Below are 11,825 nucleotides of genomic sequence, written 5' to 3'. Positions count from 1 at the left end.
CTCATCCTCTTGATTCAAATACCCACTCATTCTCACGAAGATACTGTACAGTTTTGATAACGCCGTCTCGAATATCAAACTTTGGCTGCCAACCCAGAGTACGAATCCTCGTAGTGTCTAAGAAAATAAACGGATTATCCCCAATCCAGCCTCTGTCCCCTCCCGAATATTCTAGGTGAGGATGAACACCCAGTTCCTCGCAAATCCAACCAATAGAGTCATTCACCTCACAATATCCGTCAACCCCAAGGTTGAAAATATTGACTTTGTCTGATGCGTTATTTACAGCAAATAGCATGGCATCAATACAGTCTTGTACATAAAGATAGGACTTGCGCTGCTTACCATTCCCTAATACAGGAAGACGTGTAGGATCTGTTTTTAATTTTTTATAGAAATCAAATATATGCCCGTGTGTATAACGCTCACCCAAAATTGAAACAAAACGAAATATAAATGCCTTAAATCCAAAGCCTTCACAATATGCCGAAATTAAGCCTTCACCAGCAACCTTGGAAGCTCCATATAGGGAAGTTTGAATAGGAAATGGTCCATTTTCGGGAGTAGGCACAGAGGCTTCGCCGTAAACAGAACCCGTCGAAGAAAATGCAATTTTATTAATTCCATTGGCACGCATTGCTTCCAGAACATTGTAAGTAACGATAGTATTCTGCTCCAGATCCTTACGTGGATGCAGTGTTCCAAATCTAACATCAGCATTAGCTGCAAGATGGAATACCATATCAGCACCTATAAATGCCTGTATTATCGAATCAAGATCCAAGAGATCAGCTTCGATTAAATTGAAATTAGAGTTTCTCAAAGCACTACTAAGAAAGCGACGCAGTCCTGTGCTAAAATTATCTATTCCAAGAACCTTATGACCATCAATCAATAACCTATCAACTAAGTTACTACCAATGAAACCAGAGCATCCAGTTACTATTATATAACTCATAGTATTTCCTTCTTAATTTTTGAAGACCCAGTATCTTGCTAATAAATATCCAGTGCACATCGTAAAAACGGCTGAAATACAGACTGAAATATAAGTTGAAAAATAAAGCACATCAACACAAAAACCAACAATAGATATTGTAATAAAATAATTAAGAATTAATAAAAACAGATACCGAACAATAATAGCCTTACTCTCCCCTAATGTAGATATTGAAAACGTAAAATACTTATTTGCAAAAAAATGAAATAATACTGAGATAAAATAGGCTAAACTTACTGTAAAAAGATAAGATAGTCCAATAAATGTTTTCATAACCCATATAAATAGAAAGTATATAGCCATGGTCATTCCACCGACCAAGAGAAATTTAGAAAAAAAATGAACATGACCACATAAATCAATAATGGATTTATTTGCTTTTTTCATACAATCCTGAAGTGAAAATTAGCATATCAATAGAATCGAAAGCCCACCCACATATATAAAAATCAATTAGGTTTAAATGTTGCCGCAATACAAAGATTACAAAACTCAAATTTTATCGGTATAGGAAAGTAGGTTGAAGATGACAGTGAAAAATATGGTGAAAGCTCTTCAAGAATTTCATATGGAAGATTAATATGTTCTCTTTCGATGAACCATTTATAACTTTGCTTATAACGCCGTTCAAATATTCTCTGTGCCGAAATTTTTCGCGCAAGCGAATAAGCCATACTTCCCTCACAGGGAATAACAACTGACAACACCCCCTTATCTTTATTACAAAGCCGATACATCTCTTTAGTTGCAGCAGGTAAATTAGGTAAATGCTCAAGCACATGGATTGCAAGGATTCGATCAAAATAACCATCCTCAAAATTCATCTCTTTTTGACAGTCACCTTCAATTGCCTGAACTCTCGGAAAACGTGAACGTAAAGCAGAAACCATATTTTCCCGGATGTCAACCGCTACATAATTTGCTTCCTGGATTTCGGTTAACTCTTCATAATGGAGATGTTCTCCTGTCCCTGCACCAATTTCTAGAGTTCGAAAAAAATTCTTTGGTGCAGTTTTTACAGGATATGAGTGATTAAATCTATCAACAAACCCATATTTTTTTGGTAATACATCATGCCAATATTTCATAAAATCATTACTAATTCTTTGTTGCTCCTCAGTAAGAGGAGGAAATAACTTTGGCCATTTATTGTCGTTCATATCATTACTTTTCATCTTTAAAATTAATCCTTCGGTCAATTATACACATTGGTCTGCGCTTGACCTCATCGTATATGCGCCCCACATACTCGCCAATTAATCCGAGACCTAATAGTTGTACTCCGGCAAAGAAACTAATAATCAGAACTGTAGTTGGTAGACCTGGGGTAATATCAATTCCGACAAGTTTTTGAAAAACATACCATGCACCAATAAGAAAGCTTAGACCAGCAAGCACAAAACCACTGATTGACATTACGAATAGTGGTTTAGAACTGAAGCTAATCAATCCATTGAGTCCAATCTTGAACGAGCCAGTGAAGCGATTATAATTCCCCTTTCCTGCATATCGCTCGTCTCGATCATATTCTATAAATGCCTGCCGGAAGCCAACATAAGCCACTAAACCTCGTAGAAAGCCATGGCATTCATTCAGTCGACGTAATTCTTCAATCACCCGCCGCGTCATGATACGAAAATCGCCAGTATTGCGTGGGATCTCCACATCACTCAGCTTATTGATTAGCCCATAACCAAGATGGGCAATTATCCTTTTGATAAGGGTTTCCCCCTTACGGGAACGCCGTTTCGCGCAAACGACTTCGTACCCTTCCTGTAATTTGGCAAACATTTTCTCAATCAGTTCTGGTTGATCCTGCAAATCTACATCAATCACTACACAGGTCTCACCAACACAACTAAGAATACCCGCCATGGTTGCCGCCGGCTGTCCAAAACGGCGAGAGAATACCATCAGCTTAATATTTGAATTACGGTTAATTTCCTCAATAATAATTTCTTCTGTTTTATCAGGTGATGGATCCAAGGAAAATATAATTTCATAGGTTACTCCCATATTCAAAAATACAGCTTCCGCACGTTGTAAAAAGGGGCGAATGTTCGCCTCTTCCTTATAAACTGGGACAACTAGTGATATTTGTGGAGTGAATTCAGATGCTAAATGAGTAGGGTTCATATTAATTAAATCCTATAAAGTCAATCTTTCCTGCAGTAATACGGCCATCATCGCCTGGAAGTTGTAGATAATTTGTAAATTCGAGATCAACACGCTGGGTATTATTTAAACCAGTAGCTGGGATTTCCACCGAAAATCCCCCTATCCCTAGCTTCCGTTGTGTGACTAACTGACCATTTATACTAATTATCAGTTCAGTCGAAAAATCAGCAGCCTTATCGAGCTGTGGGATCACTCCACGAACAATAAATTTGCTTGTTTCTTTACCACTTTTTAATTTGAAAAATGAACGCTCCGAAATCCAGCCATCTTCATAGATACCAGAGTACTCCAGATTTGGATTAGCCAGATCTTCCGGGAAATGGGTAATACTTGGTGGTGATTGCAGCAATTGGTATTGTTCTTCAGAGATTAGCGAAATATTTCGCCCAAATGTCGTAATATAACGAGGATCAAGCGACACACCTCTACCATATAGCAGCATCAACCCATTTCGAGAATTTGGCATTTGCTTACCTTGACGTCCTATATCTACAGAAACGAAAGACATTCCGTTAATATCTGTAAGCCCAATAGGGTCAGAAAAAATTCGGCCACTCCCACGCCCGATAAACTTAAGAGGAACACCCTGTACTTGCGGCGTTGGTAGTTCGCTTTCAAATTGCTTTGTCAGTGTAGTTGTCAACTCCATCATGGCTCGTGGCTTTTTAGTCGGTCCCAGCACTAAGAATAATAAATCTTCTCCAAGTGCAGAGAACTTTTGCCCGGGAAACATAGGATCATTTTCCAACATATAAAATGCCACATTTCTACGGTTCGGTGGAGAAAAGTAGTGATTGCCTAGATCTGAATGTATGAAGATGAGATAATTCTTGGGGGATGTAATTAGTTTGAAATAATTATGCCCATCAGTAGTCTCTATTCCGTTGAAAATATTTTGTTTCGCTGTAGTCGTAATCAATGAACGAGAGGATAAATTTTCGCTATCCACAGGTATGGAAAATCGATTAACTTTAGAATTCATTTCTATTTTATACTCACGAAATCTTTTATCTTTATATTCAGCTTCATTTTTATTTTCTATATCACTTGTCTTTGTATTTATAATACGCTCAAAATAGTCTCGACTTGGAAAGAATATACTATTACTCTGTGAGTATAGAACTAAAATTTTTGCCAATGAAATATTGTCTATACCTGATATATATTTATCATTTTCTGAAGGCAATGATTCGAATAGTTTCTGTAATTGCTGATATACCTTTTGTTTAGATGCATTAGGTACTTCAACTAATCCTCCCGCCGAGTCTTCTCCAGTACTCTTATTAAGATAGAAGTTATTAGAAGCTAGCATGGAAATAAATATAGCTACTGAGAAGAGAATTACTAAACGCGGCACCTTTCTCAATTTCCAATTTGTGATAGCAATAGCTATAACACAAACTAGGAAAGGTTGAATAAACATCGTTATTTTAAAAAGACCAAAATCGTTGTTGCGAAAGAACAGTATTATCCCCAATACAACCATAATCAACATGAAGCTGACTGGAGCCATCCCTCGCCTTATCTGCATTGGCATAACCCGAAACACTAACCAATAGGTAAGTAACAAGCCACTTATAATAGCAATGGAGAGAAAGGGTTCACGGATACTTGTAATCGGTATTAATCCCCAGAACGCCGCAATACCACCAGGTACCATAAAATAGGGAAAAGAAAACCCATTAAAATCACCCGATGTCATACCCGATGTCACTTGCACGAACATAAACATTAAAGCCGCTAACGCGTATTTATTCAGCACCATCAGTACGAAGAGACCAATCACTAAAGCTGGTACGATGACTTTTGTAGTTTTCTTCTTATTCCTGATAAATAACAAGCAAATATAGAGTAACCATCCCAATCCTAAGAATGGCATCAACTCTGGATACCACACAAACAACCCTGAAAATACCAAAACGGTAGGGAGCAGACCCCAGATTCGTCTAGCGACGGGTGTGAGTGTGTATGGTCGGCACATTAAGGTAATAGCTGCCCCCAGCAAAGCCAGGCCTCCTTCTTGGCCAATCAACTGATAAATAGCACCAAGCGATGCTATTGGTGAAACAGCTAGCAGTGACATGGCAATTAAAGCAGTTCTTCTGGAATAGCCCCACCCTGACACCATGGCACCAGTGACAGACAACACTACCAAATGCAAGGCCATAATAACCGGCATAAAAATCTGATGTGCATTTAAACCTGAGAATGCCCATACCACAGCCAGCATCAATTCACTACCCGAACGGACACCACCTCTAACATGCATAAACCAAAAGGCTGAGGAATAATCTTTTCCCACCAGTAAATCATCAAAATTTGGTTGTTCGAAAAAGCCATGATTGAGAAAGCGTTGAGCCGCCAGCGCATAATTAGCCATGTCATCATTGGCAAAGCTAACCCAATTGAATCCATAACTGAACATCGGCCAAGCATTGAGAATTAGAGCGGCCAGTAGTATGCCTATAAATGGAAGCAATTTTTTTAATGGTATGATCGGTTTTTTTATAACTAATACGATGATTGAAAAAAAGGCAAGAAAGGGCAGTAACCATTGACCAAAGTCTTTTACTGGAATGCCAGACCGATTAATAAAGAAAACAACCAATACGGTAGTCGCTATACCGACAGCTGGCGATATCAATATTCCTTGAAGTATACGTAACCGGGGAGTAAAGACTGTAATAATGGCATACCCTAACAACACCCAGAAGGTAAAGAGACTCAATGTAAACAAAAAGGCAGACATAATAGTTATTTCCCTTAATTACATTTTACAACGTGCTATCGATAATCGTAATAACAATATTTTCATGTCTTTATTCCTAATCTAGTTTTAATCCGGTAATTCATATCAGCTACGATATGTTTTATCATATAAGGGAAAATAGCTCTGCGGATCGCTTTCTGATCCGGGACTGAACCAAGAATACGCATGCGAATTCGATCCATTTCCTGATGACCTACTTCATTTATTTCAGCAGATGTTTTCTGGGATGCGTGAATTCTAAATGCCCCCAAAAATTGGTCTACATGCCCAAAGCGGGCACCAACATCCCTAAAACGTACAAGTAAATCCCAATCCATGGCAAAACGGAATGATTCATCAATTTGACCACCAGCTTTCTCCCAAATACTGCGTCGCCAAAATAAGGTTTCTTGTGGTACATAATCGGTCCAAGATAACACTTCATTATCATGTCCCGGCAAGATCCAGCGACCAATCTCCTTATCGCACTCATCTATCAATAAGCGGTTACCATATACAACATCAATGTCAGGATGCCGGATAAAATAGTCAGCCACAGTATGTAAAGCACCGGGCAACAGTAAATCATCTGAATTGAGCCAAGCCATGATCTCACCATTGGTTTTAGCCAGACCTCGATTTATTGCCTGTGACTGCCCGCTGTCTGGTTCGGAAACCCATCCAGTTAAGTTAGCTTGATATTGCTTTAGTATTTCTACAGTCCTGTCTGTCGAACCACCGTCTTGAACATAATACTCTATATTGGGATATTGCTGTTCTAGTATGCTGACAATTGTTCTCTCGATAAACCTAGCCTGATTGTATGAAGGCGTAACAATCGAAATTGATGGATAAGAATTAAAAACTTTATTCGTTTCCCACCGCCCAAGATATACTTCACGCGGCGCATATTGATTAAGGTTACCTAATCGAGGTCGAACTATTTCGTATAGCCGATGAATCAATCGAGCAAAAGGCCGTAGCAGGCCTAGGCCACCATAAGCTGTTCGGTAAGCAATAATTTCTTTATATTGACTTTCAATAATAATATCTTTTTCAGATAAGGACTGCTTAAGATCCTGTATTACATTCTCCTTTTCCTTAGCTTCTTCCATCCACTCATTATGAATATTTTGTGCTGCTATCAGCCAATCTATCCCGTTAATTTGTGCGTAGCTTTGCATCACTGCTTTGGCATATTTAGGATGGAATACTATCACATCATTAACAACCATCAATTCATGATTAGAACTCATTGAAAGAAGTGCTGAAATAATCTGATGAAAACTTGGCCATTGCGAAATTTCATGAGGGATTAATGGTGGAGCTAGAAATAAACGAGCATCGTCGATAACAATAACACTTTCGGCATTGAGTTTGCCAATTGCATTTATTTCATCTAGCAGAGGGCACTGTGACGCTATACTCGCGGTATTTTCTGCTGCGCACCAATGTGCATCAAGAAAGTAAAGTACTGATTTATTAATTAACCCCGGCATCCAATTTTGCATAGCCGAAGGAGAGTTTGAATGAACCAAATTTATATTTGCATAATCAGCAAAACGCTGTACCGCCATTTCATAATATTCATTCGACAACTCTACAGAATAAATCTCACTAAATTTATCTCTAATTAACTCAATAGTATCCCCTTTAAAAGTTCCTGTTTCGACAAAAATATCCAGCGGAAGCGAGCTCTTTAATGTATTTACCAACATTGGGTCAATAGAAAAATTTACCGCCCCCATAGATCCTCCCAAAATTTTTTATTTCCCTAAATTTACCTTTTGGTTTCTCTCTACCAATAATTAAACACTCATTATAGAGCAACAATAGCAGATAATATTTATACATATTTGGATAACTGTTCAAAGCACTGGCCTTTATTTTTTCATAGAAAAATCGTGGTAATAAACGCCCTCATTCCTAAATAGGCCAATTTCATCGTACTGCGGACCATTAGATACAAGTAAACCCACAGGCTGTAATCATTAACGGTGATGCTGCTATTTGTGAAAATCAGAGGGATGTAATTCTCATATTTTTAAAATACAAACAATGATTATATTTCCTCTTGGTAAAGTTCTGGAGAATTAGCCTGAGCGGGTATTCCGAACATCCCCAAAAAAGGTGGAATATCCGCCGAGTAGTCCCAACGGACAGTCAATGGCCCTAAATAAGGCGTTTCATCCAGTATTGTTCCTTGATTAGGTTGATCGCCAATCAACCCTAAACTAACCATGATTGAGTACTGTCCTGCTTCAAGATTAATATCAAGATCAAGTGTAAAAGTAGCAAGATTACAATCTGTATTAGCCAACATTGGAGTGCCTAAAGTGTACGAACTGGTACAATTGACCAATTGCTCGTAAGCATTTTTTAGTAAAACGCTAACATGCACAGGCTCCTCTTCGTTGGCCTGATACCACACTACCAAACGTAGCCTTTCCCCGATCTGGACCATCTGAGTAGCATTACCAGTAATATCCTCAATAACAACGGCCACAATCTGTGTAACCCGATCTGCCCTTCTTACTCTTTCCCACACAGCCGCTTTCCCCCAAGGAGCTTCTGAGGTAAGTTCATGAGCAGAAATACCATCATCAAGTGTTGCCGCTGTGATCAACGAAGTTTTCACCGACGACTCCCCACCAAGATAACGCTGGATCGCTGCATTGACCTCCCCATTCCACACCATCTGCCCTTGTTGCAGATAGAGTGCACGGCTACACAAATCCCGAACCGTGCCCATATCATGTGAGACGAAAAGTAACGTGACGCCTTTAGCACGCAATCCCCGGATATAACTAAAACATTTCTGTTGAAAGAAAAAATCCCCCACACTAAGTGCTTCATCAATAATAAGAACATCCGGCTCACAGAGAACTTGTACCGAGAAAGCCAGGCGCATCATCATTCCGCTAGAATAGGTCTTGACTGGCCGTTCAATCGCCGCACCTATCTCAGCAAATGCCTCAATCTCATCAAAACGACTTACTATTTCCTGTTTGCTTAGCCCCAAAAGTAAGCCATTTAAAATGACATTATCTCTTCCTGAATATTCGGGATTAAAACCACTCCCCAATTCCAATAAAGCTGAGACGCGACCATTTACATGGACTTCTCCGGTAGTGGGCGTCAGCGTCCCCGTCAATATCTCAAGTAAAGTACTTTTACCACCGCCATTACGACCAATAAGCGCGACAGCCTCCCCGCGCTGTATCTCAAAACTAATATCTTTCAGAGCCCAAACATCTTGCATGCCCTTTACATACTTAGGCCAAATGGCGTATAGCAAACGGGAACGTTGATCATCAAACACTCGAAAGCATTTACTGACATTGCGAACTGAAATGGCAACATTGGTCATCATTTACACCATGTTTGCAAAGTAAGGGCGCAAACGACTGAACAACACAAACGAGGCCCAGGCAAATAGAGTTGCCAACATACAATATATAGTAAGGCCTTTGAACATAGGTATTTCTCCGTAAAACAAAACCAGACGAAATTGTTCAACGATAAATGTCAGTGGATTTAACAGCAGAAATTTTTGCAGCATGGGGGGAGCGGCATCAATACTAAAAAAAATTGGGGTTAAAAAAAGTAATACATGATTGAGCATTCCTGTTATCTGACTAATATCACGGAAAATCACCCCTATCGATGAAAGTAACCATCCTACGCCTAATAGAACTGGTAAAAAACAGAGCAAAATCAAGGGCACGAAAAATATCGTTAGCTTTGGTGTTCCTACCAGAAGCTGATATCCCAACAACCATACAACAATACCAATAAATGCATGGACCAATGCAGTGAACACAGTAATGACAGGTAGCAATTCCAAAGGGAAAACTACTTTTTTAACAAAATTGGGCTGCCCGATAATTAGCATCGTTGATTTAGTAAGAATTTCAGAGAATAAATTAAAAACAATCAAGCCAGCAAATAGCATTAGTGCATAATCCACAGTTGAACCAGAAAATCCCCACCTCGCCTTGAGAATCATACCAAAAGCAATGGTGTAAACTGCAAGCATAAATAGTGGTTGTACAAGAGACCAAATAACTCCCCCAAAAGAACCGCGATATTTACCGGAAAACTCACGTTTTGTCAGTTCAATAACCAGACTACGGTGATGCCAAAGAGATAAAAACAAATTAATTTACTCCAGTCAGACACCCTTCGGTGCTTTAAAATCTGATATTATTAACATTGCATAGATTGTTACTATTTTATGAAAACAGCTGGAAATTCAATTTATTTTTATAGGTATATAGAGCGAATGAAATAATATAACTAACGTCATATAGAAATATAAAAAATATACTTAGGGAAAATTCACATTCTATTTATTAAAAATAAATAAACACCCCAACTAAATAGCAATTTTAGCCCAGAGTTCCGACTTGAGGCTGCCCAGCTTGTACTCGTTCAGCACTACACCGTTGCCGCCGCTGCAACGACAATGAATGTCGGTAAATCCACGATGGATATATCATCAATCAGAACATTGGATCATTGTTTCAGGCACTGCAATGGTGACTATAGGAACGAATACAAAATCACTGGTAGCTAATGGCGGCAATTTTTCGTGGGCAAGACCATACTACTCGGTTACTGAACTAGCCATAAGAAAGCTACCGCCCTTGGCTACCGGCAGCCAATCCTTGGACATTTTCAACGTAAAGCTTAGCCATCAATTCATAAAACGACAGGTTATTTTAAAAAATTATCTTTGATTGATACTATTAACTAATCATAGATACGAAAAACCCACCACTAGTTTGTACTGATTTTGTCCACAGAATGGCGCTGTTCCTCAATGCTTTCATGCTAGACGCTAACATTAGTTGCTCGAAAAACAATCATATAGACAACTTACAAATAAAAATATATTTCAGGAAATTTGATGGTTACGAGTATAGAAAGGCGTTAGGTATACAGACATCACGGCGAGAGTTATCGTAGAGATTAGCAATTGAAAGCTAGCGACTTTAGCAAAAAATCAAGAGGTGGTGAGGTGAAGTACTTAGGTCACACATTCAACTTTACTATAGTATTCTTCAATATTGCCTAGGCAAAGCTAGATAAAGAATGGGATATATCAGAAATAGAGAGCAAGTTAAAAGCTAGAAATAACAGAAGTACTAATATTGGAGGTACTGTAGAAGAAGAAATGCAAGACCACCTCAATGAGGTGGTTTAAAGATGATAATAAAAAAGCGATGACTTAATTACGCCATCGCTAATTATAGCTATTTTAAAGAAAATATTATTCTCAAGACTCTTTTAGTAATGTATTTTTTCGTTCTAGAATATAATAACGGACCAAGACAAATCCAATAGAACTAACAAAACCAATAAAGCCAAATAAAATAACTAATAGTTGTTTTTTTGCAGCACCTTGCTGCACAGGTTCAGATGGCAGCTGCAAATAATTAAATGACTGAGTATTAAGTACAATTGGCTGCAATGCATTGATTTTATCAAGATAAAGTTTATTTCTTAATAAATCAGCATTAATAGTAGTTAGATCAGTAATTGACTTTTCAATTTCCAACTGACGATTCAATACATCATAACCCCATGAAATAGGAAAGTCAGTATTAACAGACTGTGTAGCAAATGCATTAACAACTGGCTTTTGTAACCCAGCGGCTTTGGCTATTAAAATATTATGCTCCAACTGCTGAATTCTGACCTTTTGTACATTTTTTGCTTGTTGCATGGCAAGTTGATACTCATCATTTGCAGTCTTTTTATACGTATCTATTGTGAATTTTATTTTCTCATTAAAATAACCAATAACTTGTCTATCTACATAATTAATATAGTTAGCTAAAGTATTCTTCAGGCCTGAGTCAACATTAGAACTATATGTAAGAACATAATTAT

9 protein-coding genes and 1 pseudogene are annotated in these 11,825 nt (G+C 38.3%); 1 reads left to right on the top strand and 9 read right to left on the bottom strand.

Features of this window, described 5'->3' with window-relative positions; genetic code table 11:
• Position 1 precedes the first annotated feature (1 nt).
• The 8 genes from FTA96_RS06350 to FTA96_RS06315 form a co-directional block, all read right to left on the bottom strand.
• Positions 2–958, bottom strand: coding sequence for an NAD-dependent epimerase/dehydratase family protein (locus FTA96_RS06350; protein ID WP_145573396.1), 957 nt, complete (start codon positions 956–958; stop codon positions 2–4).
• Positions 959–970: 12 nt separating this feature from the next.
• Entirely contained in the window at positions 971–1,387 is a 417-nt protein-coding gene (locus FTA96_RS23750) for a GtrA family protein (RefSeq protein ID WP_145573394.1), read from the bottom strand.
• Positions 1,388–1,449: 62 nt separating this feature from the next.
• Positions 1,450–2,175: a class I SAM-dependent methyltransferase gene (locus tag FTA96_RS06340; protein WP_222424308.1), complete on the bottom strand. Its 726-nt coding sequence runs from the start codon at positions 2,173–2,175 to the stop codon at positions 1,450–1,452.
• Positions 2,165–3,136, bottom strand: coding sequence for a glycosyltransferase family 2 protein (locus tag FTA96_RS06335; RefSeq protein WP_145573392.1), 972 nt, complete (start codon positions 3,134–3,136; stop codon positions 2,165–2,167). Before FTA96_RS06335 ends, FTA96_RS06340 begins: the two co-directional genes overlap by 11 nt.
• Position 3,137: 1 nt before the next feature.
• Positions 3,138–5,927, bottom strand: coding sequence for a DUF2339 domain-containing protein (locus tag FTA96_RS06330; RefSeq protein ID WP_145573390.1), 2,790 nt, complete (start codon positions 5,925–5,927; stop codon positions 3,138–3,140).
• Positions 5,928–5,989: 62 nt separating this feature from the next.
• Positions 5,990–7,675 carry a glycosyltransferase family 2 protein gene (locus FTA96_RS06325; RefSeq protein ID WP_145573389.1) on the bottom strand — a complete coding sequence of 562 codons (1,686 nt, stop codon included), beginning with the start codon at positions 7,673–7,675 and terminating at the stop codon, positions 5,990–5,992.
• A gap of 314 nt (positions 7,676–7,989) precedes the next feature.
• A complete protein-coding gene (locus FTA96_RS06320; protein WP_222424307.1) occupies positions 7,990–9,300 on the bottom strand; it encodes an ABC transporter ATP-binding protein in 1,311 nt (436 codons plus the stop codon).
• A complete protein-coding gene (locus FTA96_RS06315; RefSeq protein ID WP_145573387.1) occupies positions 9,301–10,086 on the bottom strand; it encodes an ABC transporter permease in 786 nt (261 codons plus the stop codon).
• 313 nt (positions 10,087–10,399) lie between these two features.
• On the opposite strand from FTA96_RS06315, the gene FTA96_RS23745 reads away from it, so the two are divergent.
• Positions 10,400–10,669: a hypothetical protein gene (locus tag FTA96_RS23745; protein WP_145573385.1), complete on the top strand. Its 270-nt coding sequence runs from the start codon at positions 10,400–10,402 to the stop codon at positions 10,667–10,669.
• Positions 10,670–11,208: 539 nt separating this feature from the next.
• Here FTA96_RS23745 and FTA96_RS23230 read toward each other — a convergent pair.
• A pseudogene (locus FTA96_RS23230) lies at positions 11,209–11,825 on the bottom strand (Wzz/FepE/Etk N-terminal domain-containing protein); the annotation flags it as partial.

It is taken from the genome of Yersinia alsatica, from assembly GCF_902170305.1.
GTDB classification, from domain to species: domain Bacteria; phylum Pseudomonadota; class Gammaproteobacteria; order Enterobacterales; family Enterobacteriaceae; genus Yersinia; species Yersinia alsatica.
The sequence above is the reverse complement of the archived record's forward strand: the minus strand, read 5'-3'. Positions and strand labels throughout refer to the sequence as shown.

What these genes read in the sequence shown, in the direction of transcription:
- FTA96_RS06350 (WP_145573396.1), bottom strand. Translation starts at nt 958, where the DNA reads ATGAGTTATATAATAGTAACTGGATGCTCTGGTTTCATTGGTAGTAAC.
- FTA96_RS23750 (WP_145573394.1), bottom strand. Translation starts at nt 1,387, where the DNA reads ATGAAAAAAGCAAATAAATCCATTATTGATTTATGTGGTCATGTTCAT.
- FTA96_RS06340 (WP_222424308.1), bottom strand. Translation starts at nt 2,175, where the DNA reads ATGAAAAGTAATGATATGAACGACAATAAATGGCCAAAGTTATTTCCT.
- FTA96_RS06335 (WP_145573392.1), bottom strand. Translation starts at nt 3,136, where the DNA reads ATGAACCCTACTCATTTAGCATCTGAATTCACTCCACAAATATCACTA.
- FTA96_RS06330 (WP_145573390.1), bottom strand. Translation starts at nt 5,927, where the DNA reads ATGTCTGCCTTTTTGTTTACATTGAGTCTCTTTACCTTCTGGGTGTTG.
- FTA96_RS06325 (WP_145573389.1), bottom strand. Translation starts at nt 7,675, where the DNA reads ATGGGGGCGGTAAATTTTTCTATTGACCCAATGTTGGTAAATACATTA.
- FTA96_RS06320 (WP_222424307.1), bottom strand. Translation starts at nt 9,300, where the DNA reads ATGATGACCAATGTTGCCATTTCAGTTCGCAATGTCAGTAAATGCTTT.
- FTA96_RS23745 (WP_145573385.1), top strand. Translation starts at nt 10,400, where the DNA reads ATGTCGGTAAATCCACGATGGATATATCATCAATCAGAACATTGGATC.